The sequence below is a fragment of the Microcoleus sp. AR_TQ3_B6 genome (genome assembly GCF_036702785.1).
GTDB lineage: Bacteria > Cyanobacteriota > Cyanobacteriia > Cyanobacteriales > Microcoleaceae > Microcoleus.
Genome location: NZ_JAUBVJ010000102.1, coordinates 1 through 26,290, shown reverse-complemented (window position 1 = coordinate 26,290; position 26,290 = coordinate 1). Strand labels below are relative to the sequence as shown.

General features: G+C 46.1%; 19 protein-coding genes and 2 pseudogenes. 9 read left to right on the top strand and 12 right to left on the bottom strand.

What is annotated here, in order from left to right; translation table 11 throughout:
• Positions 1–193: 193 nt before the first annotated feature.
• Positions 194–514 (bottom strand): annotated as a pseudogene (locus QUB56_RS31630) (helix-turn-helix domain-containing protein); the annotation flags it as partial.
• 386 nt (positions 515–900) lie between these two features.
• Positions 901–2,334, bottom strand: coding sequence for a phosphoglucomutase/phosphomannomutase family protein (locus QUB56_RS31625; RefSeq protein ID WP_332960303.1), 1,434 nt, complete (start codon positions 2,332–2,334; stop codon positions 901–903).
• A gap of 382 nt (positions 2,335–2,716) precedes the next feature.
• On the opposite strand from QUB56_RS31625, the gene QUB56_RS31620 reads away from it, so the two are divergent.
• Positions 2,717–2,896: a hypothetical protein gene (locus QUB56_RS31620; RefSeq protein WP_332960302.1), complete on the top strand. Its 180-nt coding sequence runs from the start codon at positions 2,717–2,719 to the stop codon at positions 2,894–2,896.
• 458 nt (positions 2,897–3,354) lie between these two features.
• On the top strand, positions 3,355–4,494 hold the full coding sequence (locus tag QUB56_RS31615; protein ID WP_332960301.1) for a hypothetical protein: 1,140 nt from the start codon (positions 3,355–3,357) through the stop codon (positions 4,492–4,494).
• 41 nt (positions 4,495–4,535) lie between these two features.
• On the opposite strand, the gene QUB56_RS31610 is transcribed toward QUB56_RS31615, so the two are convergent.
• The 3 genes from QUB56_RS31610 to QUB56_RS31600 form a co-directional block, all read right to left on the bottom strand.
• Positions 4,536–4,928 carry a DUF423 domain-containing protein gene (locus QUB56_RS31610; protein WP_332960300.1) on the bottom strand — a complete coding sequence of 131 codons (393 nt, stop codon included), beginning with the start codon at positions 4,926–4,928 and terminating at the stop codon, positions 4,536–4,538.
• A 280-nt stretch (positions 4,929–5,208) separates the two neighbouring features.
• Positions 5,209–10,683, bottom strand: coding sequence for a VWD domain-containing protein (locus tag QUB56_RS31605; RefSeq protein WP_332960299.1), 5,475 nt, complete (start codon positions 10,681–10,683; stop codon positions 5,209–5,211).
• A gap of 457 nt (positions 10,684–11,140) precedes the next feature.
• Positions 11,141–11,464 (bottom strand): hypothetical protein, encoded by a 324-nt coding sequence (locus QUB56_RS31600; protein WP_332960298.1) that lies wholly within the window; start codon positions 11,462–11,464, stop codon positions 11,141–11,143.
• Positions 11,465–11,919: 455 nt separating this feature from the next.
• Here QUB56_RS31600 and QUB56_RS31595 point away from each other — a divergent pair, with 455 nt between their 5' ends.
• The gene (locus tag QUB56_RS31595) at positions 11,920–14,226 is read left to right on the top strand and encodes a tetratricopeptide repeat protein (protein ID WP_332960297.1); all 2,307 of its coding nucleotides are present in this window, start codon (positions 11,920–11,922) and stop codon (positions 14,224–14,226) included.
• A gap of 275 nt (positions 14,227–14,501) precedes the next feature.
• Here QUB56_RS31595 and bchM read toward each other — a convergent pair whose 3' ends face one another.
• Positions 14,502–15,188, bottom strand: coding sequence for a magnesium protoporphyrin IX methyltransferase (bchM, locus tag QUB56_RS31590; RefSeq protein ID WP_332960296.1), 687 nt, complete (start codon positions 15,186–15,188; stop codon positions 14,502–14,504).
• 475 nt (positions 15,189–15,663) lie between these two features.
• Here bchM and QUB56_RS31585 point away from each other — a divergent pair, with 475 nt between their 5' ends.
• Positions 15,664–16,215, top strand: coding sequence for a hypothetical protein (locus tag QUB56_RS31585; RefSeq protein ID WP_332960295.1), 552 nt, complete (start codon positions 15,664–15,666; stop codon positions 16,213–16,215).
• A 98-nt stretch (positions 16,216–16,313) separates the two neighbouring features.
• Positions 16,314–16,460 carry a hypothetical protein gene (locus QUB56_RS31580; protein WP_332960294.1) on the top strand — a complete coding sequence of 49 codons (147 nt, stop codon included), beginning with the start codon at positions 16,314–16,316 and terminating at the stop codon, positions 16,458–16,460.
• A 104-nt stretch (positions 16,461–16,564) separates the two neighbouring features.
• Here QUB56_RS31580 and nagA read toward each other — a convergent pair whose 3' ends face one another.
• Positions 16,565–17,794 carry an N-acetylglucosamine-6-phosphate deacetylase gene (gene nagA / locus QUB56_RS31575; RefSeq protein ID WP_332960293.1) on the bottom strand — a complete coding sequence of 410 codons (1,230 nt, stop codon included), beginning with the start codon at positions 17,792–17,794 and terminating at the stop codon, positions 16,565–16,567.
• A 227-nt stretch (positions 17,795–18,021) separates the two neighbouring features.
• On the opposite strand from nagA, the gene purE reads away from it, so the two are divergent.
• Positions 18,022–18,543: a 5-(carboxyamino)imidazole ribonucleotide mutase gene (gene purE, locus QUB56_RS31570; RefSeq protein ID WP_332960292.1), complete on the top strand. Its 522-nt coding sequence runs from the start codon at positions 18,022–18,024 to the stop codon at positions 18,541–18,543.
• Between the two features lie 83 nt (positions 18,544–18,626).
• Entirely contained in the window at positions 18,627–20,228 is a 1,602-nt protein-coding gene (locus QUB56_RS31565) for an ammonium transporter (protein WP_332960304.1), read from the top strand.
• Between the two features lie 456 nt (positions 20,229–20,684).
• Here the strand turns inward: QUB56_RS31565 and QUB56_RS31560 are convergent, their stop codons facing one another.
• The gene (locus QUB56_RS31560; protein ID WP_332960291.1) at positions 20,685–21,287 is read right to left on the bottom strand and encodes an IS607 family transposase; all 603 of its coding nucleotides are present in this window, start codon (positions 21,285–21,287) and stop codon (positions 20,685–20,687) included.
• Between the two features lie 335 nt (positions 21,288–21,622).
• Between QUB56_RS31560 and QUB56_RS31555 the strand changes: the two genes are divergently transcribed.
• Together QUB56_RS31555 and QUB56_RS31550 are read left to right on the top strand one after the other, a co-directional pair.
• Entirely contained in the window at positions 21,623–22,480 is an 858-nt protein-coding gene (locus QUB56_RS31555; RefSeq protein ID WP_332960290.1) for an SGNH/GDSL hydrolase family protein, read from the top strand.
• A gap of 447 nt (positions 22,481–22,927) precedes the next feature.
• Positions 22,928–24,361: an ammonium transporter gene (locus tag QUB56_RS31550; protein WP_332960289.1), complete on the top strand. Its 1,434-nt coding sequence runs from the start codon at positions 22,928–22,930 to the stop codon at positions 24,359–24,361.
• A gap of 308 nt (positions 24,362–24,669) precedes the next feature.
• Here the strand turns inward: QUB56_RS31550 and QUB56_RS31545 are convergent.
• From QUB56_RS31545 to QUB56_RS31530, 4 genes and pseudogenes are all read right to left on the bottom strand, one after another.
• Positions 24,670–24,848: pseudogene (locus QUB56_RS31545) on the bottom strand (IS1 family transposase); the annotation flags it as partial.
• 187 nt (positions 24,849–25,035) lie between these two features.
• Positions 25,036–25,452: a cupin domain-containing protein gene (locus QUB56_RS31540; RefSeq protein WP_332960288.1), complete on the bottom strand. Its 417-nt coding sequence runs from the start codon at positions 25,450–25,452 to the stop codon at positions 25,036–25,038.
• 148 nt (positions 25,453–25,600) lie between these two features.
• Positions 25,601–25,984, bottom strand: coding sequence for an EF-hand domain-containing protein (locus QUB56_RS31535; RefSeq protein ID WP_332960287.1), 384 nt, complete (start codon positions 25,982–25,984; stop codon positions 25,601–25,603).
• A gap of 48 nt (positions 25,985–26,032) precedes the next feature.
• Entirely contained in the window at positions 26,033–26,197 is a 165-nt protein-coding gene (locus QUB56_RS31530) for a hypothetical protein (protein ID WP_332960286.1), read from the bottom strand.
• Positions 26,198–26,290 lie beyond the last annotated feature (93 nt).

Below are 26,290 nucleotides of genomic sequence, written 5' to 3'. Positions count from 1 at the left end.
ATGTGTCTTATTTTATGACATTTTGCGTACCCTGCTTACTTTTTTTCCTCTGCTACCCCTACTTATTGAGCCGATACATTTTAACTATAACAGAAGAAGTCTCACACTTACCCTTTGGGTAAGTGTTGTGATGAATTCGCGTGAGTTGACGACAATCCGGTTCCTGATGTGCAAAGCACGGAGGAATCGGATGTTAGCGAGGAAATCCGTGTTTTTGTTCCCACATATTTACAAATGCGCGTTCAAGCCGTTTGAGAGTTTGTTGTAAAACATTTACTTGAACTGCATTCAGTGCTGGTATAGTTGCTCGAGCTTGAGTTAAACTCTTACACTGGCTGGCGTAGCTCGGTCTGGGTCGGGCGGAGGGAATTATATATTCAGCGCGAATTGAGCAAGCGTTAATTTGACAACTACGAGATTTAAACCAATCTTTATGCTCTGCAAGTGCCCCGTTGTATACACGGCGGCACTGTTCTAGCCAATCTTCAAAGATTGTTACCTGTGCTACTGTTGGCTTGAGTTTGAATTCCTAAGTCAAATTGAACACTTACTTTACCTCCTTGACGTATTAAACTCTTTTTCTGAGTGCTCGACTGAACGTTTTTTCAAGAAATACAATAGAACACGAGCTAAATATTCAAGGCGGTTGAAACCGCTACCGACTTATCCCCACATCTAAAGGCGGGGGCTTGTGTCTCGCTTTTCGGTCACAAAGTCAAAAAGCCACTATCCCAACGAATACACAACTGTCCCGTATGTCAGGTCAGTTTGTAAGGAGATTGGAATGCGGCTATCAATATCAAGAACCGTGGGGCACAGGGTCTTAAAGCTCAGTCAATGTCGTCACAGAGGAGTCCCCCAGAAGTCCTCACTCACCCGAAGGGTGAGTGTGGGAGTATGTCACACAGGTTCTAACTGGGAAATTACCTTTTCCATGTGTTCGGCAACTTGGGTTTCTTTTTCCAGAGAATTGGTTTCCAGGTAAACGCGCATCAGGGGTTCGGTTCCCGAAGGCCGCAGCAGTACCCAGCCACCGTCTTCAAGATAAAGTTTAATCCCGTCTTTGCGACCGATTTCCTTAACGCCGATACCTGCTACTTCTTTGGGGGGGTTCTTGGTAAAAGATTCCAAAACGGCTGCTTTGTGGGCTTCTTCTAGGTGCAAGTCCAAACGTTTGTTGTACAGGGGGCCGTCGGCTTCTTTAATTGCTTCTTCGACTAGCTGAGAAAGCGGTTTGCCTTCATAGGCGATCGCCTCAGCAACTAGCATATCAGCCAAAATCCCGTCTTTTTCGGGAATGTGACCCAAAACGCTCAAACCGCCAGACTCTTCGCCACCGATGAGCACGGCAGTTTCCCGCATTTTTTCGCCGATGTACTTAAAACCGACTGCGGTTTCGTAGATTGTTAAACCGTACTTGGCGGCCAAATTGTCCAGCAAGTGGGTAGTTGCGACTGTACGGACGATCGCCCCAGTCAAGCCTTTATTCTTAACCAAGTGACGCGCCAGCAGCAACAGCACAGTGTTTGGAGTCAAGACATTTCCCAACTCGTCCACAATACCAAAGCGATCGCTGTCGCCATCGGTAGCCAAACCCAAATCCGCCGCATCCTTCTTAACAGCTTCCACCAACTCAACTAACTGTTCGCCCTTGGGTTCCGGCATTCCGCCACCAAACAGCACGTCGCGGTAGGTGTGAAAACTTTCGACATCACAGCCACAGTGTTCCAAAACCCCGTCGAGATACCCGCGAGAAGTCGAGTAGAGAGCGTCGTACTTCACCTTCAACTTAGCAGACCGAATCCGCTCCACATCGATCAAAGTATAAAGAAACTTCAGATATTCAGGTTTGGGGTCAAAACTGGAGATTTTATCGTTGTGGCTGCCTTTGGCTGGGGCATCAGAAGCACCAGCAATATTGGCCACAATTGTATCAGTAATTTCCGGGGTTGCCGGGCCGGCGTAGTCGGGGATGTATTTGATGCCGCAGTAAGGTGCGGGATTGTGGGAAGCAGTGAACATCAGGGCTCCTGCGGAGTTGAGATGCTTGGCGCTGTAGGCGATGACTGGTGTGGGGCAATCTCGATCGACCACTTTCACAGTCCATCCCAAATCTGCTAATACTTCCGCTGCAGTGCGGGCGAACTCGTCTGCCAGAAAGCGGGTATCGTAGGAGACTAAAACTGGGCGGTCTTTCGTGTAAGCGGTTTCTAGGTAACTGGCGATCGCCCGGGTGACTTTTCGCACGTTGGCAAAAGTAAAGTCATGGGCAATCAGTCCCCGCCACCCATCGGTTCCGAACTTGATTTCTGTTGAATTGCTGCTAGCGCTCATTTTATCCACTTCCTCTCGTCCTATTAATCCTACCCGAAGGCATAGCCTTAAAGACCTACTGTTCCTGCTGTTTTTGAGGAGCGATAGCGAATGGGGCCCGTATCAACCTCATCCTATGGTTGTAGGGGCAGGCTTGGGCCTCCGGCCTCGGGGATCGAACCAGTCAATCGATTTTAGATTTTAGATTTGAGATTTTAGATTGACTTGCGCGAGATAAATGCTCTTTCTTGAGGATTTGAGATTTGCGAATTGGGATTGATTCCACGGATAAATCACGTGGCGGGTACCACCTTTGAAATTCTTGGTCAGAGTTGGCAAAATGCGGGATCTATCGGGCGAGTCACTCGCTAATTCTGGTTTTGAAGGGTAGTTGGTCGATCGAATGGACGCTCGGCGGGCGATTCCCTACGGGATAGCTTCGCTTCACGGGGAAGTTAAAAAACCGATCGCAAAAAACCGCGCTGGCAATGGCCTTAACGAAATGCACATAAATCTGATTCTCATCTCAAATTTAATTCTTTCTTTAGAAAAACCCATATTTGAACTTGTTAGGGTTTACTAACAATCGCCAGGCTCAAAATACATTTCTACTTCAGCTAGGGAAATAAATTACAAAAGTCACCGCTCGCTCGTGCTTTAGCCTAGCTTCATTAAGAAATTAGGCCGATCGACCAAAGCCCTCCAAAACAAAGATAAAGTATTTCAACGAGCAGTTTTTTTGAGGCAGACTTGACTTTAATTCTCAGCTTTTAAGACAAATTAAATTTATTTTCAGCCCTCTTGATAGGTCAAAAACATAAATTAGGATCGCGATCACAGGGTGACAGTGATCGATCGCACAATAAATAACGTTATTAACGTGCAGCTTGTAAAAAATGCAGGCAGTAGAGCCAAAGGGCTTATATCTTTAAGCATAATGGCAGATGACTGTAACCGTACAAAGGCAGAAAATTGTAGTTAACAACGTTAAAAATTAGGGGAATCGATCCGGTGCGACTTAATAAAAAAACGAGGTTTATCATGACGGGTATTTCACAAGTATCTTCAAAGTTTTTATCGACAGCAGAGAAAATTCAACAGGGCGACAGTCTGGTGTCTAGGGGTATTACCGGATCGGAGACTCACAAACTCCCAGAGGCTAAAGGCGTCAGCGTTTCTTCCTTGACTCACAAACTCCCAGAGGCTAAAGGCGTCAGCGTTTCTTCCTTCGCAGTTAGCTGGGCAAAAAGATATTACAGTACAGTTGCGGCACGAGAAAACCAAGCGCCACGCCAAATTCCCCCAAGCCCAGAGTCAACCTATTTTGAGGGAAATCGAGCTAAAATAGTTGACAAATTGACAAATACCCTGAAATTAGCCAGCGAGATAGCTTGGAATAGAGTAGAAGCTCTTTTAGGGGAACAAATAGAGCGGCACGGGATCGATCCGAGCTTAATTAATCCTTTAGAAATTGTGGCTGACTCTCGCACCTTATATCGCAAAGCAATCGACGCTTACGCGGAGAGAGAACCTGTTTTTCGCTTGTCAGTGCTGGTGGGAAAAGATATTATCCAAGTGAGGCGGAAATACTCAAAGACTGATGCGTTAGTGCTGGGATTTGTGACGGTGGAATTTCAATATACTAGCAAAATCTTGTTAGGATGTCTTTCGGAGTCAGAGCGATCGGAATTTGCACCCTACTTAAAAATTATAGACGACTACCTGCACATTCCCTACGGAGAGATTAACGAGGCTGCGGCGAATCAGTCCCCAAATTCCAGAGCTCTATTAGCTGTTCAGCATTTGTGGCAGCATACAACCGAGATTGCTAGTGCAGTGTACGAGCGGGCTAGTTTCCAGCATCAAGGATACCGCAGCTGCAGCGGGTATTTGAGCGATCGGGAGATAAAAATTTCTGGTATCCGGGATGTCGAGATTTTTCAAAGCTATTTGTGCTGGTGCGTTTTGGAAGGTAGTATTCGCCCGGTACAGCAAGAATTGTTTCCAATTTGCGTGATGTTGTACCCCAAACTTCATGTAAGTTGGGAGTTAGTGCAGGATATGCTGCTAATTTTGTTTTGGGAAATATGCGCTCGGCTTCCTGCTGAAGATTTAACCGTATTTGTACCTTACTTGCGTACTGTGACTGAGATGTTTTCCAGCGATGTGTTTGAAAATTAGGTAATTGGCAATTGCCAATTGCCTCAAAATTTACCAGTTGCCTATTTAAAATTAAAAGCAGCGACTGCCAAACACCCCCAACCGACGATAAAAGCAACTCCCCCCAGGGGGGTAATTGCACCCAGCCATTTGATGTCAGTCAAACTCAGGGCGTACAAACTGCCTGAAAAGATGATAGTGCCGGCAATAAAAGCCCATCCAGCCACTGCAAAAAAGGTTTGAGACTCTTGGGCGTAGCTCAAGAGTAAACCGACGAGTAATAGAGCTAGGGCATGGTACATTTGATAGCGGGCGCCGGTCTCAAAAATTGCTAAAGCTCGATCGCTCAATTGACTTTTCAAAGCGTGGGAGGCGAAAGCACCGCCTGCAACGGATAAACCTCCGAAGAGGGCCGCGGCTGTCAGGAAGATTCGGGTTAAGATTAGTGATGACATAATTTAATGATAATTGAATTTTATTTAATTTTACGGTTGGGTGGGGATTGTCGATCGAGTTATTGGTTAGTAAAGGCGCTTTTATCAAGATTATTTGTGGGTGACAAGATTCATTGTTGAACCCATCCATACGGATTTTATTCAAAATTTTAGCATAAATTTTATCCAACATTTTACAATTCCTGTAGGGGCGGGTTCAACGATTTTTTTGAGCCTATCAACAAATTATCTAAACCCGCCCCCACCAACCAAAAAATGATGCAAACTGGCCTCACTATTCTCAGCTAAACCTGAAATAGCTACCAGTTAAGATCAAATTTGAACCTCCTGGGAGAATACTAATTAATTCATTTTGAGGCGCCTTGCGGTAAATAGCCGTACCAGTTTGGTTAGCTTGCGAGAAAGGAACTAGCAGATAATCATCGGCTTTACCGTGCAATTGGATACTATCTTCACTGGCATTAAAATCAGTAATCAGCGCGTAGTCGCTATCCAGGTTATCGTAGTAAGTGTTATTGACATCTCCCAAGACAAAAATATCGCTCCCGCCTCCACCAGTTAAAGTGTCAATTTCCTCAATTCCGGGGTTAATAGCATTGATGTCAACGCCTGTGAGAATATCATTACCATTGTCCCCTTTAAGCACGTCGTTACCAAGTCCACCAAATAGGCTATCATTCCCATCTCCACCGATAACAATATCTTGCCCTTTCTCACCGTCTAAGTAGTCATCATTGAGATTTCCTGATAACACATCTTGACCTGGATTTCCAAACATTTTATCATTTCCTTGGCGACCGGAAATAGTATCATCTGCTTGGGTTCCGTTGATAATATCATCCTGAACAGTGCCTTGCAAGCCATTATTTGTGTTAGCCAAACCGAAACCTCGGCTGCCAAAAACGGCATAACTTTTGCCGGGAGAATCTTGAAATAAACTGCCAGGTGCGCCAACAATTATATCGTCGATGCCATCGCCGTTAATATCTCCCCCACCGCTGACAGCAGTGCCAACTAAACCATCGGTTTCTACTCCATTTAAAACTAAGGCATTCTTACCGTTAGCTTCTGCTAAACTGAAGTTTGCTGGAAATTCTTTACTTCCAAAAACAATAAAGGTTTTGCCTGCATTGTTTTTATCATCAGAGTTGGCGCGGGAGGCTCCGATTAACAAGTCGTCAAACCCATCTTTGTTGATATCTCCGGCATAGCTAACGGCATTTCCTGATGAGCCTTCGGCATCGAAACCGAAGATTGTAAAGCCGTTATTGCCGTTCAATTCAGCCGGGTTGACAATGACAGGAAATCCCTGTTTTTTGCCAAAAAATACGTAGGTTTTGCCTGCGTTAATTTGGTCGCCAACTTTCGCACCGGGAGCACCAATTACGAGGTCTTTATTACCGTCACCGTTGATATCTCCTGTGGCGGCGAGAGCGATACCGGAACGTTCTTCGGCACTGATGCCGGCGATGACAAATCCGGTGGTTCCATTTAATTCTGGGACGTTAACGCTGCCAGAAAATCCTCCTTGCTGACCGAATATAACGTAAGTTTTGCCTGCATTAATGCCGCCGCTGGTGTTGCCGCCATCGGCACCAATAACAAGGTCGGGGATGCCGTCACCGTTGATGTCGCCGCTGCTGGCAGTACCGCTAGAATTGCCGTCGATGCCGTTAATTACAAAGCCGTTGTTGTTGTTAATTTCAGCGAGGTTTAAGTTAGGAGAAAAACCTGTGGTACGGCCGTAGATGACGTAGCTTTTACCGGGTGTGCCGCCGAAGGGACCGGGTGCGCTGATGAGTATGTCGTCAATGCGATCGCCATTAATATCGCTAATACCAGTGGCAAAGAGACCGGCGTAGTCAAAGGTATTGGTTCCTGTAACGGCAAAACCATTATTTCCGTTCAAATTAGCGAGGTTAAAATTAGCCGGAAATCCTTGGTTTGTGCCGAAGATAATGTAAGTTTTTCCGGCATTATTTTGACCGTTGACAGTGGCCCCGAAGGCACCAATAATAAAGTCTTTGATGCCGTCGCTGTTGATATCGCCGGCACTGCTGACTGTTCCGCCGCTGAAACCTTCGGCATCGGTGCCGTTGAGGGTGAAACCATTTTGACCGTTGAGTTGGGAAAGATTGACGCTGGCGGGGAATTTTTGAGTGCCAAAGATGACTTGAGTTTTGCCTGCGGCGTTGACGTTATTGGGGTCGGCACCAAACGATCCGACTATGATATCGTCAATTTTGTCGCCGTTGATATCTCCGGTTTTGCTGACAGCAACTCCTGAGAAGTTACCTGCTTCTGTGCCGTTGAGGACGAAGCCGTTATTGCCGGAAAGGTTGTCAAGTTTGAGGCTGTTAATGTTGATGTTAACGGTGGCGGCTTGAATTTGTTTGCCGTCTGTTAGGAGGTAGTTAAATTTATCGGTGCCGGTGAAGTTTGGGGGTGGGGTGTAGGTGAGTTGGTCGTCGGTTTTATCGTCTGGGGTGTTGTTGTTGTCGAGGGTGATGATGCCGCCGGCAACGGATTGTGTGTTGAATTCTTTGATGGAGAGGGGGTCTTTGGCGGTGGTATCGTTGCCTAGGATATCTATTTTTGTGGCTGTGTTGACGGTGGTGGTGGTAAAGTCGCTGTTGGCGGTGAATGGGGAGGCGATCGCAAGTACGCTATCTGGATCTGGTGCGTTGAGTGCTTCCTCAAGAATGTCTGGATCGAAGTTAGTGAGTACGAGGTCGATGATAGCAGCTTCGCGGGTGGTGGGATTTTTGATGCGATCGCCAATTAGTTGTTCGGCTTTTGCAACATCAGCGGGGTTTAAGTCGGAGATTTTAACTTTCTGGCGGGGGTAATTTTGCAGGGTAAAGGTGTTGGTATTTTCGCCTGGTTTGTAATCGAATAAGGATTCAGCTTGACTGACTCGCCAGCTATCAGCATATTCGCCGTAAAGTTGCTGTTGGGAAACTGGTTCAGGTATTACAGTTCCATCGCGTTTTGCTAAGTCATCTTTGGGGTTTTTGTTGAAGTTGCCGAGTAGCCCTTTGACTTTGCCTTCGCGTTCATCGGTGAGGAAAACCTCAACATTGACGCGACTTCCTACACTTGCAACTAATTGATCGCCCGTGGGATAAACAATAGTATATTTGCTGCCTTCACGATAGATGCGGCCGTCTCCAATGGCAAGTGCATCATCGTTGGCAATTTGGGTTGGTTGGCCATCGATTAAAAGTCCTTGGTCTTTGTAAATTCCGATGCGTTTTCCACCTAAAACTGTGGCTACGGCGGTGTTGTCGGAGACATTGCTGCGGGGGTCGTTGTTAATGGGTTGTTGTCGGACTTGGATTTTTAGGTCGCCAGTTGTTGATTCGATTAAGGTGAATTCTCCGGCTGCTTGGAAGTCGTGATATTGTTTGTCGATCGTGACGATGCGGGGGTCATTGTAGGTTTTGCCTCCATTTTTGGGCTTTTCAGGTTTTTGGTCGTCGTCGATGATGATGCCTGTGGCATCTATTGTAGTAACAGGATCGTTTGTAGCAAAACTTGAACCATCAGATTTTTTCAGTTTAACTTTAAAAGTTTCGGTTGACTCTGGTTTGTCATCTCCGGTAGTTGGTACAGTAATATCAGCACTAACTTGTCCGGCTGGAATTGTTACTGATCTTTGACCAGGGAAATAGTCTTCACCTGCCTTTGCTGTGTCGTTTTCATATTCAAGTACCAAAAATACTGGCTCATTTGACGGTTCATTACGGGATACTGTGAATACTAGGTTTTCTCCCTCATCTGCACGCGCATCTGAGATGGAATATGGGAGGTTGTAAGGAATTTCGTATTCCTTCTCAATTATTAGATTTTTGGTAGGGTTGGGTTGAGGATTTTTATCATCTTGTTCTACACCACCTATACCGCTGATTTCAATTGTCTTTAAAATCGGGAATTGAGGTTTGGGATCGGTAGGCTTGCTTTGAGGACTACCAATTAGGGGAAATGGGTCGGTTGCAGCACCACCTTCAGGTAATTCCACTGATAAGAGTGGTCCAAACTGAGCTTGCCCCTTAAAATTTCCAATTTCAAATTCTGTTCCTGCTTGCAGAGTCTTAGCGTTAATTGATCCCTGAATAACAGCACCGATATTGTTTTTTACGTTGCCAAAAAGTTCATACTTTGCTTTGACTTTTAACATTCCTGAACCTTGAGAGGGAGCTTGAAATTCAAATTTGTTGGTTAGGCTTCCTAAAGTTCCCTTTTGTTCAGTTTGACCTTCTAATGACATCGTGACTTCTATTTTCTCAGGGTCAAATGTAAAATCTTGCTGTAACCCCAATCCCAAATTACCTTTAAGGTCTAAAAGATCGTAACTTAATTTTGCCTTAACTCTTCCGTCTGGAGACGAAGCTTCTACTTCATTACCTAAAATTGCTAGTGGTGGAAAAGTAAGAGCAAATAGCTTATCGAAATCAGCTTCTAATTCAATGATGCTATTCGATCTACCAGAAGCAGCAATGTCTGGCAGTACAGGGTCGCTTTGATCGCGAGCCGTCGCAGGCTTAATTCCGTCGTCTTCAATTTTAGGTGTCGAAACGCTAATTGTACCTGTACCGCCTGGAAGGTCTATGCTACCTTCAGGATACTTGATAACATCAAAGCTTAATTCTCCTTGACCTATACTACTATTTACTGAGATAGGTAATTCATAAGTACGCCAAGGAGCTTTTATTGCAACGTTTTCGAGTTGAGCTTTTATTAAATTCAACTCTAATTTAATACCTGCATTTGGCAACTCAAATCCTCGTGTTTTTGAGTCAAAATTTGCAGATGCACTTTTTGTTCCGACTCCTGGTATGATGGAAAAAGTTTCTCCGGGTTCTACATTTTTGGGAATTTGTATACCTAGATCGACTGGGTAAGAAAATTTTGCTTCTCCATAATTGCCAGGAGTTGCAAAAATAGAAGCTTTTATTTCTGACTGTAAATCCCAGTCATATTTAATAAAAAAATTGTCAACGTTTCCTCCAATATTTTGCCCTTCCTGGGGATTTCGTTCCTTAAATATTTCTTTTTCAAACCTATTTGAAATACTACCACCCCCCCATTCTTTAATCTCTCCAGCAAAAAAATCAAGGGTTTCTTTCTTGCTCGTCAATTCAGCCTGCTCAATTCTCACCCCTTCCCCATCCAAAACAACCACCGCCGAATCATTCTCACCCTTCAAGCCCGCCAATTCCCCCTGACTCAACGCCTTACCTTGAACTAAATCCGAAAAAATCTCCCCCTCATCCCCGATCGCATCTACAGTATTAATTTGCGAATCAACAAAATGCCCAAACTCTTCCAGCAAAACACCCGCAACAGCCGTAACATTCCCCGCATTTTTGGCAAGGAATTCCCGCGACAGATAAATCTTCCCTGTCGCAGCCGCAAACCCACCCAAAGCACCATTAATCTCAGCTTCGGAACGAATCTCAATCTCTGGAAATTCGCTAAAATCTCCCTGTGCCCAAGCTGATGCTAACTTGACTGCTTTCTCAACATCAAAGCTGTTGCCAAATGCTACCTGCATCTCAGCCAGGAAATCTGGAGTTGTCGCCAAACTGCTGAGGAAATTCTGTGCGATGCCTGCGGCTGTCTTCGCCTGCGTACTTCCCATTCTCAAAGCGCGTGAAGCGTAGCTATCCCGTAGGGAATCGCCCGCTTCTACCGAATTCACACCCGTACCCACTTCAGTACCGAAAAACTCATCATCTGTTAGCCATTTCATAATCCGATCTCCTCAAAAAAACTAATTGTTTGCCAAAAAACAAAAGGCCGGAGAAGGGGCGATCGCACATAATGCCTAATCACCACTTCCCCAGCCCCGCGAAACTCACATCCGTCCCGAACTAGGTTTTCTCCTAAGAGTATTCAGTTGTTAAAACTATGACTGTCGGCCATCGCAGCCGTACAGGATAAACTTGCGGGCGCAGTTCCCGTCAATTAAACATAATCTACAGCATTTAATTCAACCTGTCAATACCTCCAGTTATCTTTTTTTAGTAAGTTTCACGGTTGGGTGGGGGCGGGTTTATCAAAATAATTTATGGGCGACAAAAATCATCTGTGAACCCGCCCCTACAAATTTATCCTAATATTTTACCAAACCTGTAGGGGCGGGTTCGCCTAGATATTTGACACCCATAAACAAATTATAAAAACCCGCCCCCACCCACCGATCGCACCTATTCCTTTGAATTCCACTTCTGAATATCTTCCTCAGAAATGTGATACCGATAATAAGTAGAACCCTTCACAGTGACTTGAATTTTACCTTTACCCCTTTCCCCCCTCTCGCTCTCAATAGTCACTTTTCCAAACCCTGTTTCTGTCCAAGTTTCACACAAAATCTTCTCAACTTGATTCAAAACCTTATTAATCGGATTCTCTTTGCTTTCTGGATCTGATGGCATATCTGTTTCCACCTTCTGAGTTGACTTAGCTTTGCTGTTGCTGTCGCCTGCTTTATTATCCCGATCGCCTGCTGCATCCTCTGACAAAAACCTCATAGCTTTTTACTCCCTAAATTCCAGCCTTTATTTACATTTCGGAAATAGCTTTCTCTTGTTACGCATAGCCCCAGCTTTTGTAACAATCATTTACACGATCGCTCCCACAGCCACAGACAGTGAAGCACCTATTACCCGCGATCGCCCGTAGCAATTAGCAGTGTTCGCATCCCAACTGTCCGAATCCATCGCATCTGACAGAAACTCCATACTTCTAAGCTCCAAAATGGTGTTTGCAAAAATTTAATTATTGAATAACTTTTTAACCCGTAACTCAGTGTAAAATCAATAAACATTCAAAACTCACAATTGTGCAGTCACAGGCAGCAGTCACCAACTTCTGACATTTCGTTGCCCTACGCGATCGCACTTAGGAAATCGCACTTTTTGAAACATCCCAGGCGAGCGCACCCCCGAGATCACCTGGCGATCGCACTGACCTAGGTAAACCACCCATGAATCAAACAGAATTTATAACCATTTACAACAATTTAGGCAACAAATGCAAGCAAGTTTTGAAGCAAAAAATAGCTGGAACACCCAACAAACAAATCGCCCAAATTCTCGAAATTAAATCAGAAGCAACTGTACGCCAACATTTGACAACAGCATATCAAGCCTTTGGTTTAGGAAAAGACAAACGTTCTAGCTGGTCAGATTTGCAGTCCTTGTTTTTTCAATTCATGCCCGAACTAATCCCAGCGCCACCGGGAGAACCACAACCATTAAATTCTCGCTGGGTAGAACGAACTTCAGATATTACTAAACTTCAAAAATGGACATCAGAAAATTTCAAAATTTTGATAATAGTAGGAGAAGGCGGCATCGGCAAAACTACCTTAGCACAGCAATACCTAGCCAGTTGCCAATTTGAAAAAATATTAGATATGAAAATTGCATACACTCCAGAAGACTTGCGGAGTGCCGATTCATTTGTTCAGACTTGGCTGCAACAAGATTTTCAGGAAGATGCACCCAGAGATTTTAGCCTGAGTTTAAACTTGCTCGAAAAAAAGCTGCGTCAAAGCAAAGTTGCAATTTTCATAGATAACCTAGAATCTGCTTTACGCAACGGTATGTTTTTACCTGAATACCGCAATTATGTAGAATTGCTGCGGGTCCTGTGCGATCCAAGAATCAAAGGAGTCACCCTGATTACCAGTAGAGAAAAATTAAAAGAACCAGACCTCAGAGGCGTTCAAACTCACATTTTAAGAGGCTTGAGTCCAGAAGCATGGCAACAATATTTTGAATATCCCAAAACTTCAGAAGATTTACAAGCTGTGCAAGAAATGCACGCACTTTATAAAGGCAATGCTTATGCAATGGAGATGCTCTACAACGATATTCAAAATAATTATGATGGAGATATTGCCGAAGCTTGGCAGCAAAACCGCCAGGAATTACAGCAGCTAGATTCATTTTCATTTCTTATCAACAATCAATTAAATCGCCTCAACGCTCACTCTCATCAAGCTTACCGCTTGCTATGCCGTTTGGGAGCTTGTCGCTATCAAGAAATTGAATGGTTGCCAGATACTTGTCTCAAAGCTTTGCTGTGGGATGTCACGCCAGCAGAACAATTCAAAGTAATGCAGCGGTTGTGTGACTGTTCTTTGTTACAATTCTATCGGGGCAAATACCGAATGCACCCAGCAATTCGGGCGGCGGGTTTGAATCAGTTGCAAAAGAGCAGCGAATGGGAACAAACTCAAAGGGCGATCGGGCAACATTGGTTCTCTAGTGTAGAACATATTCAATCCCCTCAGTTAGGTTTGCAAGTTTTAGAAGCTTACTATCATTTCCGAGAAATTGAAGATTATGATTCAGCCTGGGATGTATTGTGCCGTCCTGCTCTACCTATTTTACCAGAAGAATTGTTTCTATATTTTTTATCGTGGGGATACATTGGCCAAACTCTAGAATTAGCAGAAAAACTGGTGAATCGAGTTTCGCCTAACCGGGAAGCAAGTCTGTATCGCTGCATCGGCGACTGTCACGCCTATCTGCTAGCAGATGGTTTTGAAGTAGCTCTAGAATATCACCGCCAAGCTCAATTTGCTGCTAAGCGTGAAGGCGATAAATGGACAGAATTTAATTCATACAGTGATATGGGTTTGTGCTATATTGCTGCTGGTGAATACGAGTTGGGATTAGCTATTTATCAAGCTAAACTTAATCTAGCTTTATCTCCTGTATCTGCTGCAATTCAATCTCGGCTAAATAGTTGCTACTGCGAAGTTGCTCTCCTGCATTCTTATTTAGGACAAGCGAGTGAGGCGAAGGCAGCATTGAAAGAAACTACAAGACACTTGCAACAACCTTTAGAAAGCGTTCCGCCTTGGCAAGCTTGCTGGGATTTGAATATGGCTGGTTTAGCTCAAAAACATATTGGTGAGTACGAACAAGCTAAGCAAACTTTAGAGCAAGTTGTGGCGATCGCGCAAAATTGTAACTTTACATCAGACATCGCCCGTGCCTGGTACATTTTGGGTGATGTTTTTCGGGAAAGTAAAGATTTTTCAGCTTCTTTGAAATATCAAAACCAAGCTATTGAATTTTATACCAAAATTGGTGCTAAGTACGAATTGGGCATTAGCAATTATTACATCGGCTTGACTTACCGGGATTTGGGAGAATTAGAAATAGCTCAGAATCACTGGCAGCAAGCTATTAAAATATTTAATCAAATGAAAACGCCTAAACTGGTGAATAAAGTTGAAGCTTGTCTCGGCAATTTTAGCGAAAAACGTGTAAAATGAAAATTGGTGAATTTCAGGAGTGCAAGATATTCCCATAACAGCACAGATATAGGGCGGGTTTACGAGATTATGAGTTTTAGACAATTATTGTTGGTAAAACCCGCCCGACAAATTTGTCGGCAATTTTACCATATAGGGGCGGGTTCGCCAAATTTTTTGAGAGCGATCGACAAATTATATAAACCCGTCCCCACCCACTAATAAATTGTATAAACCCACCCCACTTTGCCCATAACTGCTTTAAACTTGCCTGAGAATGGGGAGATAGTTTTCCCTTATTTCCGCACAGCTTCCAGCAAGCGAGAATAGTAAAAGCTAGTGCTAGTCATCGCTGTTCTGTTAATCACAAAACCATTGTTTTCTAAGATTTTGATAATATCAGCTTCGCGGTGCTGGTAAGCCCGGGTAGTTTTGCTTGGGCCGGGGAAAAGTTCGCCAAATTTTTTGAGGGCAGTTAGTGCTAAAGTTTTGGGGGCAAAACTGATAATTAGCCGTGATTGGGCGATCGAACTTAGGTGTGCGATCATTTCTGCAGCCTTATTTTGAGGATAGTGGATGAGCACGTCCAAACAAATCACTGTGTGGAATTTGCCGGTTAAAGCTTCCAAATCTTGGGCGGCGAAGGAGATGTTGTAGAGCTTGCCGGGAACTGCTGTCGATCGATCGTAAGCTTCTGCTACCATCTTTTCAGAGATATCACTAGCGCAAACAATTGCCCCAGCGTCAGCCAGAGGAATGCTGAGAGATCCCACGCCGCAGCCGGCATCGCAGACAGAGAGCCCGCGCAAATTGCCGTCAGCTTGCAGCCAGCCGACCACTGTATCCACCGTTTGCTGATGCCCTGTACGGATGTCTAGCTGCACTTTATTGACTTTGCCGTCTCCGTAAATGCGCTGCCAGCGATCGAATCCCGTCGAGTTAAAATACTGTCTAACTATAGTCTTGTCGTCTACCGAATTCATTAGTCTGCCTGCTGCTGAGTTATTGCCAACGGTTAAACATTATAAAGCCGCAGCGGCAGTTATTGTTGACCGCAAGTAATTTAGTCCGGGGCCCCCGGATTTATCAGTGGGGTCAGTTCTTCACTTTTCAATCCTTTAATCTAAAATCTAAAATCTAAAATCGATTGACATTCCCCACCTAATTAAATTGAGTTAGATTTATTGATAGGGGCGACCGCAACTCGAACAATCCCGAATTGAGAAACTAATTCAATAAAAACCGAGTAGCCGCCGATCGCCCATTCGATCGATAATTTCAATAAATCCTAACTTTTAAAAATATGGTGCTACAAGATCATTTTCGCCCGCCGCTGTCCGTGCGCCGTCAATCGATTTTAGATTTTAGATTTTAGATTTTAGATTGACCCCACGGATAAATGCTCTTTCTTGAGGATTTTTGATTTTCGAAAAGGGATTGATTCCACGGATAAATCACGTGGCGGGTACTACCTTTGAAATTCTTGGTCACTGGCACGCCTATCACAATGCCTGGGCGACTTATATTGCATCAGATTTGAATGACAAATTACCAGAAGGTTACTTTGCCGAACCTAACGTACAGTTTGGGATTAAAATTGATGTAGCAGCTTTTGAGGAATCGTTACCGGAGTTGGAGAACCCAGAGACGGTAATTCGTTTGCCAATAGATTTCCCAAACAATTGGTTGCCACCGCCAGCCCAAACCGTGCCTTTTTTATCTACGGCCCAAATCGTGCAAGTCAGTATTTTTAACACAGAAGGGGGCCCGGTATTAGCCGGTGCAATTGAATTAGTAACTCCTGCCAACAAAGATCGTTCAACTCATCGCGATGCTTTTGTTTCTAAGTGCGAGACGTATTTGCCTCAGGGAATTGGGTTGGTAATAGTTGATGTTGTGACAGGAAGGAAGGCAAATCTTCACAATGAATTGTTAGTCCGCTTGGCGCGAGGAAGTGCTTCGCCCTTCGACGCTGACAAGCGAATTTCAAAGGTGGTACCCGCCACGTGATTTATCCGTGGAATCAATCCCTTTTCGAAAATCCTCAAGAAAGAGCATTTATCTCGCGCAAGTCAATCTAAAATCTAAAATCTAAAATCTAAAATCGATTGACCTCTATGCTACAGCTTATCGCCCGATCGAGCGAGACGGCAAGCAATGCCTGGATATTTGGCAAGAAAAACTGGCTGTGGGCTGCGCCCTCCCTGCTTTACCGCTGTGGCTGCGGGGCGATATTTGCTTGGCTGTGGAATTAAACAATATTTACGATCGAACTTGCCGAGAGCACCGAATTGCTGTCACCAGTGCTTAGCGCATAGCAGAAGGAAGAACACATCAACCAAACACGATCTGACAACACTTAAAAAAACCGATGCCAAGTCAATTCCTTTGTCGCGGCATTTAAATTCCAGCGCAACAATTGAGCTGCCGATTTGCCAATAATTCCCGAAATTCCGATCGCCCTTCTCGGAGATTCAGTTGCCAGGGCGATCGCACTTTCGGCATCGCAAATTCCCCACTCCACCAAATTCTGCACTCCTGCCAACAGCGACAGAGTTGTACCCGCCAAAGTAGCAGATTCCAGGGCCGAGTGGTAATCTAATCTTACCCAAGCTGTACCTTTTCTGACTTCAATTTGTCGGGAATCCCAAGGATAAACACCGTCAGGCAAACCCAAAGGAGCCAAAGCATCGCTCACTAAAAAAACGCCTTTTTGATACCTACCAGCGCGCAGCAAAAAATCAATCATTGTCGGAGAAACGTGCTTCCCGTCAGCAATTAAACCGCATTTTACGCCCGGATAAACGATCGCCGCTCCCAACAAACCCGGTTCTCGGTGGTGCAAACTCGGCATCGCATTAAAAGCGTGAGTTACCATTGAAGCTCCCCGAGCAAAGGCTTGCTGGGCTTGCTCTGCCGTCGCTTGGGAGTGTCCGAGACTCACGGAAATTCCCAAACTTTGCAAATAGGAAATGACTTCGCCTGTGCTGTCTAACTCCGGCGCTAAAGTAATTATTTTGACAATATCGGCACAATCCCCTAAAACTTGCTTGACATTTTCTATAGTTAGCGGTAACAAAAACTCAACTGGGTGAGCTCCTCGCTTCTGGGGGTTGAGAAAAGGGCCTTCGAGGTGAACGCCGAAAATTTCCGCTGTTTTGGGTTGAATTGTGGCAGGAGCAGCGGTTTGTACAGTGCGGATATAATCAGCTATAGTCGAGAGCGATCGCCTAAACTTATCCAGCGAAGTTGTAACCAAAGTCGGCAAAAAAGCATCCACTCCCTGATTCCACAAAAATTGACAAATTTTCGGCAAAATTTCAATATGCTTGCTTTCTAAATCGGGAAAAGCAAAACCGAGGGCGCCGTTAATCTGCAAGTCAACACCGCCCAGAGAAAGCCAATCGCCTGCTACATCAAGCACTTGCAAATCGGGAGGACAAATCCGTTTAAATACGGCGTCCATCGGCAAAACTTCTTGAATGATTCCCGTTTCGTTAACAGCAAGCATCTGCAAATCCTTGCAACCCGGGAGGCGAGCATTGAGAATATCTGTGGGGGTGGCAGTTGGGGTTGTGGCTTCAGTCATCCGATTTTAGATTTTAGATTTTAGATTTTAGATTTTATATTCGCTACGGATAAATCCGGTGGCTGGCGATGAGGATGGGCAGCTTTTTGCTGGCGGCACGGCTGCTCAGACTGCGGCTGGTGGCAAAATTGCTTTTAAGGGTCAGTTTTGCTACAAAATATCTAAATTTGAGTTAACGCAATCATTTAAAATTAGCATTTATCTGAAATCTGAAATCGGAAAATTGCATGAATCAACCGACAGTTGGAATTATCATGGGTAGCGATTCGGATTTACCAACCATGAAAGATGCGATCGCAGTTTGCGAAGAATTCAGCGTTGTTTGCTCCGTGGCGATAGTCTCGGCGCACCGCACCCCTGAGCGTATGGTGGAATACGCCCAAACGGCGCACCAACGGGGCTTGAAAGTCATTATCGCAGGCGCTGGGGGAGCGGCGCACCTCCCAGGCATGGTAGCATCTTTAACGCCCTTGCCAGTAATTGGGGTGCCGGTACCGAGCCGCCACCTGCAAGGGGTAGATTCGCTGTACTCGATCGTGCAAATGCCCGCCGGGATACCTGTAGCAACAGTGGGGATCGGCAACGCTAAGAATGCTGGCTTGCTGGCAGTTCAGATACTAGCAGCTCATCAGCCAGAATTGCTAGAGCGAGTCCTGCAGTACCGCAAAACTTTGTCCGAATCAGTAATGAAAAAACAAAATCAATTAGAAGAGCTAGGCTATCAAAACTATCTCAATCTGAACAAATAATCTCTAAACATTTGTAGTAAAATTGGAAAGTTTTCCGAATATTGCTGAGCTTACTAGCCGTAAAGAGGGTGAAAGTGATGAAAATGACTGTCGGAAAGAAAAAGTCGAAACCAGCCAGGCGGGAGTCTTTGAATTTGCCAGCACCTAACTTTTTGACCAAAGTTAACAGATTCAAGAAATTACAAAGGACGATCGCCCGCCTCAGTCCAAGTTGGCAAGCCTGCATACCAATAGCAGCAATCATCGTCTTGGTGTGGGGATATGCCGCGGTAGCCCAAACAGCTCCCGCGCCAACCACCGAGGAACAATTAGCCAGCCTTAAGGTGGGCATGGATACCATGTGGGTCATGGTGGCGGGGATGCTAGTGTTCTTTATGAACGCGGGTTTCTGTATGTTGGAAACAGGTTTTTGCAGGCAAAAAAATGCAGTCAACGTGCTGTCAAAAAACTTGATTGTTTTTGCGCTTTCTACGATCGCATTTTGGGCGATCGGCTTTGCCTTAATGTTCAGCGACGGCAACGGTTTTATCGGCAGCAGCGGCGGATTTTTTCTGTGGAATGTAGCCGACAACAGCCCCGCCACAGGAGACGCTTATCAAGGCATTTTCGACTCGCTTAACTGGACGGGAGTCCCCCTCAACGCTAAATTCTTTTTCCAATTAGTTTTTGCCGGAACTGCTGCCACGATCGTTTCTGGAGCAGTTGCAGAGCGAGTTAAATTCATTGACTTCTTAATTTTCAGCTTGCTGCTAGTAGGAATTGCTTACCCGATTACCGGACACTGGATTTGGGGCGGCGGCTGGCTGGCAAAAGCAGGCTTCTGGGATTTTGCCGGTTCGACAGTGGTTCACTCGGTAGGCGGTTGGGCTGCTTTGATGGGAGCGGCATTTTTGGGGCCGCGAATCGGCAAGTACCGCGACGGCGATACTGTGGCGATGCCGGGACACAATATGAGCATTGCCACCCTGGGCTGTTTGATTCTGTGGTTGGGCTGGTTCGGGTTTAATCCCGGTTCGACAATGGCAGTCGATCCAAATGCGATCGCCCACATTGCGATCACCACCAACACCGCCGGCGCCTTCGGGGGAGTTGCTGCAACCATTACTGCTTGGCTGTACCTGGGCAAACCCGACCTTTCGATGATTATCAACGGCATCCTCGCCGGCTTAGTCGGCGTAACAGCTAGCTGCGCTTGGGTCAACGTGCCCAACTCTGCCATTATCGGCACGATCGCCGGTATCCTGGTAGTTTTCGCAGTAACTTTCTTCGACAACTTGAAAATTGACGACCCTGTAGGGGCAACTTCAGTTCACTTAGTCTGCGGCATCTGGGGAACTCTGGCAGTTGGCTTGTTTGCTGACGGACCTACAACTGGACTTTATACCGCAGGCCCCAAGGCCGGATTGCTTGTGGGCGGAGGTTTCGATCAACTCTGGCCGCAGTTGTTCGGCATTATCTCTGTAGGCGGGATGACCGTCGTGCTGAGTACGATTTTTTGGGCGGCACTCAAAGCTTTGCTGGGTATCCGCGTTTCTGCTTTAGAGGAGGCTGAAGGTTTGGATATCGGCGAACACGGGATGGAAGCTTACACCGGGTTTGTGAAGGAAACGAGCTTGGACAACAGAAGTGAGAGCAGCTACGGCGGTTATGCTGGGGGTTCTGGGGAGAGGACTACCAAACTGTAGAGCGTGCGAAGAGATCGGTCTATTCAGCTTTCGTGTATTAAATTAGCTATTTATAAGCTAATTGACCCCTTTATTCAGAAAAACCCCAATCACAAATAGCCGCGAACTTATGGCTTTTTATCGTTGTGCTCGCGTTTCAATCTTCGATGCGAACGCGGGCATATTCTTATTGTTAGCTCACCTTTAATTGCGTACATATATAGCGGTTCGATCGCGTGGTGAGGTATGCCCTGCGCGGGCCTGCCCGGGCCCATGCCCATGCCCCATGCCCTGCGCGGGCCCATGCCCATGCCCCATGCCCTGCGCGGGCCGATGCCAGATAGTACCTCATGTTAGGCTCGAAAGGCTATAGCAGTTTTCGATTGCATGATATCTGCGTCGATAATTGTTAATTGGTAATGGGGAAATAGGACTTGAGAAGCTGTAATTGACGAGAGTTGCAAACTGGTGTATTGGTTAGAGTTGATCGGCAATTGCTTTAAGTTCTTCAAGGATGCGCTTGTTCTTGGGGTTCCTGCTGCCATAAAGGCGGGCTGAGAACATCGTGATTATTTCTCGTAGATCTTTAGCTAAATCCTCCTCACAGCTAGCATCTTCAGTTTGATTGATAATCACTACCTCTGTCCCAAAGTGTTCGCACAAATTAAAAATTAGTTCAGAACCAAATCTCAGCATTCTGTCTTTGTGAGTTAACACCAACCTTTCTACTTGATTGTCTGCGATCGCCAGAATTAGACGTTGTAAACCCCGCTTACTGTAATTTACCCCAGAACCCACATCATCAATGATTTGGAATTGCCAGCCGTGAGATGCACAAAACAATTCCAAAACTTGTTTTTGTCTGTCTAAATCATCTTTTTGGTCGTGACTGCTAACCCGAGCGTAAGCAACTGTTAAAGCGCCGTCGCGTTTTAAGCCGAGAAGATGAGCTAGGTCATACCGTCTGTGACCGTTAGCTGTGCGTTCCGGTATTAGCTTGCCTTCGGCTTCCCACCTGCGTAAGGTGGAAGCGCTCACACCTTTAATTTTGGCTGCTTCAGTTATAGTTAATTTTTTCATTTTTGGATTTTAGCATCACAAATGAGTAAGTTAGATCAGTTTTAGATATATTTTTGTGCAAGGCTGTGGCTTTGACAAATCCGATTGCGGTGCCAGAAAGTTTGGTAGGCAGATTTTTTATGGTAAAGTAGTGCGAAAAAGCAAAGTTCTGCATCGCCGTCGCGCCCAACACAGCACAGTGCTTGATTCTTACGAGAATGGAGGCTTTAATTGAGCGGTAAAATTTGATGCAGCAATGAGTGCAAATTATTCGGTGTGAAGCCTGCAAATAGCTTGAGTTTATGGAGAAGTTTGGCGGAGGTAGCAGAAGTAGAACTCATAAATCCCTGTTAGGGATGGAAGTTAGCCGCTCGAGAACTGTTCCGGTTTGGGCTTTGCTATCTTTGGCGACGAACGGGGTACTGATCTTCACAGTGGCTCAACTACTGCTGCGGGGACACAACTGGGCAGAAAGCTTCCCGGCAAGTGTGGCGGTGACAGCAGAAGGCGCCCAGGAACAAATTGACCAACCGGCTACCTCTGCAAAGCCAGTGCTAGACGTTCCCGTTCCAGGACCGCGACATAAATGGACTTACCAGCAGTGGGTGACGCAGTTGGGTCGGGAAGCTGAGGCGGCCGCGGCGAATCGACCCTCCAGACTGACTGTTTTGGCTGGGGATTCTCTGAGTATGTGGTTTCCGACGAAGCTGTTACCGGTCGATCGAATTTGGCTGAATCAAGGGATTTCGGGGGAGACTTCCGTGGGTTTGCTGAAGCGGTTGCAGTTGTTCGATCGAACTGTTCCGGATACCGTGTTTGTGATGATCGGGATTAACGATTTGTTGCGGGGCGCCAGCGACGAAGGGATTTTGGACAACCAGCGGCAGATTATTCGCGATTTGCGGTGGGCTCACCCCAAAGCACAAGTGGTTGTGCAGTCCATTTTGCCACACAGCGGGGAACAAGCTACTTGGGAAAATCGCGATCGGCTGTTGGCAATTCCTAACAGTCGGATTCGGGCAATAAATCGGCGGCTCAAAGAAATTGCTAGTTCTGAAAATGTTTTGTATCTGGATTTGTACCCGCTGTTTGCCGATGCTGACGGCAATTTGCCAACCGAACTCAGCACAGACGGCTTGCACCTTAACGATCAAGGTTATCTGGTTTGGCGATCGGCCCTGCAACTGTTCGATCAGATGCAGTTGAAAAATTAGTCCTTAGTCCTTAGTTAGGAAGATAAAGGATGAAGTCATATTCTCCCCAACTCTCCCCCTCTCCTCTTCCCACTCTCCCCAACTCAAAACTATTCCCCTGTTTTCAACTCCCCCTTCCCGAGCGCTCGCCTGTCACGGGCTATGTCAAGTAGCGACGGATAGATTAAGAAATATGATAGTTAGCTCTTTAGTATAACGTGATACAGAATAACAGTTTGTACAAATGGTGCAATCCAAAAGCACAGACCGTTGGATTGAGGGTTGACGAATTTAGATGAGTCCGGCTATGCGAAGTCGGAGGGTTGAGGATGGGGGAATTATCTATTGAAGATTTGTTCCGCTAAAACAGGGACTTAAAACCAAATAACTATTGCATCTAAAATCCTCACATCTAAAATCGGCCCGGTCTTCCCTGAAACTTGCTGAGTATGAAAAGGTACAACTAACGTGATCAAAAAAAGTTTAAAGATCGGCATCATCGCCCTGTGCCTGTTAAGCGTGCCGCTGACGGACAATGCCTTAGCTCAAGATGCTGCTGGTACTGCAGCAGCGGTGGCGCCGAATCCGATCGACAGCGGTGATACGGCCTGGATGTTGGTTTCCTCAGCACTGGTGCTGTTAATGACACCAGGGCTGGCGTTTTTCTACGGGGGACTGGTGCGATCGCGCAACGTCCTCAACACCATGATGATGAGCTTAGTCATGATGGGACTGATCGGCGTCACCTGGACGCTGTGGGGCTACAGTTTGGCCTTTGACGTTTCCACTCCAGTGTCCGAAGGCTTTGGTAAAGGGATCGAAAGCTTCATCGGCGGCTTCGACTGGATGTTCTTGAACAACGTCACGGCAGACAAACCAGATCCGATCGGCTACGCACCGACAATACCCCACCAAGTCTTCATGGTGTACCAAATGATGTTCGCCATCATCACTCCAGCCTTGATTTCCGGGGCGATCGTCGAACGGGTAACATTTAAAACCTATTTCTGGTTCGTGCTGCTGTGGTCTACCTTCATCTACTCTCCTTTAGCCCACTGGGTTTGGGGTAGAGGCTGGCTGGGGGCGATCGGATCTTTGGACTTTGCCGGCGGCACAGTCGTACACATCAGTTCCGGCGTTTCTGCCGTTGTCGCAGCTTGGGTAATCGGGCCCCGCAAAGACCATTTGAACAACCCCCACACCCCCCACAACGTACCCTACGTGTTGTTGGGAATTGGGCTGCTGTGGTTCGGCTGGTTTGGCTTCAACGGTGGTAGTGCTTTGGGCTCTGGTTCTTTAGCAACAGTGGCTTTTGTCACCACCATGATTTCAACAGCAGCAGGCGGTTTAACTTGGACAATCGTGGAATGGGTTCTCAGAGGCAAACCGACAGCAGTCGGAATTGCTAGCGGTTTCCTAGCGGGATTGGTGGGCATCACACCGGCGGCTGGATTCGTGCTTCCAGTGGGGGCGCTTTTGATCGGATCGATCACTGCTGTTTGCTGCTTCTTTGCCGTTAGTTTCCGGGCCAAGCTGGGATTTGACGACTCTTTGGATACCTTCCCGGTTCACGGCGTCGGCGGAACTGTGGGCGCGATTCTGACAGGTGTATTTGCGACTAAAGCCGTTAACGCTGCCGGAAATGACGGGCTGTTTGCCGGGAATCCGGGTCTAATCGGCACCCAGTTTGTAGGCGTTCTAGCTACTTACGTGTTTGCGGCTGTCGGCACTTTTGCGATCCTGAAAATTTTAGGGCAGTTTATGGAACTGCGAGTGCCGTCATCTTCTGAAGACCAAGGTTTGGATATCGGGCTGCATGGGGAAGAAGCTTACGGTGAGGATTTTGCCGGCGGTTTCAGTTCGTTTGAATCGAGTTCTCCTTTTGCGCCTAAGAAGATTTGAAGCTGATTTTCTGTGGGAGTTCGATCGTGTAGAGATGCAGTTATGTGCGTCTCTACGCTTTTTTAACGAACCGCCAAGACGCCAAGAGCGCGAAGGAGGAATAGGAAGAAGGGTTAAGAGGAGAGAAGGATGCGCTTGATATCAACCGCGACCCCAATCAATCTACAACCCAACTGTCTCATTCTTATTTCTTCTTCCTTCGTGTAATAAGCGTCTTCCCGGTTAATTCGTTCTTGGCTCTCACTGCGGTCAGGATTTTGCTGGCGCTTGTTTTAAGTTTTTTTGGCGTTGCTCAATAGCGGGCTCAATTAGGTGGGAACAGGCACATCTCTAAATTTTAGGTAGTGCGGTAGCAACCGAACTGAGTGCCTCAGCCTTTCCTCTAACGCGTGAATAGCACAAACTCTTACGATGCAGCCTTGCGAGATAGTGTCGCCACGCCCGTGTTCTCTCCCTCGACCCGTGTCCTATACGTTTTGCTCACAATCGATTTTTGTAGGCCCAAATGTGGTCTCAAAATTTTCTTGATTGCGATATCACTGAGTAAGTTTGGGCGAGTGTGAACAGATAAGATGTGAAGGATATCTCGCCAGCGATCAAAAAGTGGAGTTTTTTGTATTTGTGAAAGTTTATCACCCAAACTACTTACGATTAAGGCGCGATAATACTCAGCTTCAACATTTTTGGTCAGGATAAAGACAAATTTCTTGTGGCGAACTTCGGGCAACTATATATTCCATCACTTCCTGCCCGCAATTAACCGGGCAATGCACGACACCAGTGGGAATATAGAGAAAATCGCCTGCTTTGATATCTACAAATGTATCATTCTCAACACCTAGCAAAACTCTGCACGTTCCCGTAATAATGTAGATAGCAGTCTCAAAAGGATGGTAGTGTGGGGTTGCACCTGCTCCTGGAGGAATTAGGCCGTGACCCATACTAAGGGACTTCGATCCGACAGTTTCTTCAGTTACACCCCAGCCTCGAACATAGCCATGATCTGTATCACAAATTCTTTTTGGATCGTTAACAACTACAACACTACTCACTTGCTGTGAGATGCCAGTATTTAAAACTTCAGAAATCATAAACTATCACCCTAAAAACTATACTAGGCGTTGCTGATTCACCGTATGAATCAGCTTTTCCCTTGAGGTTGCAAAACTCACCCGACTTGGCTGATACCAATTGCGAAATCTTGAATTCATACCTGTATCCAGCAACGCCCTATACTATTCAAATTGTCTTGCTGCCCACAACCACCGTATTGTCCCAAACGTCGCCGTACAGCCAGTTGCCTCGCGCATTTGGGTCGTTGCTGGTGTAGTATTCCTGCCACGCGATCAGGAGTTCATCGACCGTAAGCTGTCCGTCGCCGTCGCTGTCGAGCTTCTGGAAAGCTAGCTGGCTGTTCGCCGACTTACAGCCAAAAGCTTGGTGGAATTTGGCGAACTCGCTTTGTTCGAGGAAACCGTTGTCGTCTCGATCGCAGATTGTGAAAATCGCTGCCACGAGAGGACAGAAGCCTGCTTTATCGGCTTCTGAATCTTCGGCGAAGGACTTGCGCAAGCCTTTGCGCCATTCCTCCGGAGTCACTTTACCATCGTTATCAACTTCCATCTTGGCTTGTACATCAGTCCAAAAGTGTTCCAACGTTTGGAACAGTTTCTATGTTTTGGGACTGCCCATAGGTTCGCCGAGATAAGTAGCAATACGAGCGGCGAGAGCGAGTACATCGGCTGTTTCGAGAACTCCGTTACCGTTCACGTCGGCATGAGTAAAACAAACATCAAATTTTCGATCCAACAAATCTTGAGTTTCAGAAAGAGGCATATTTAATCTGCGCTACTTGACACTCCGGGCGCCTGAAGGCGCGAGGATTCTTGAGGAATTTCTACCTCAATTTCCCTATTTCTAGAGTTCCCA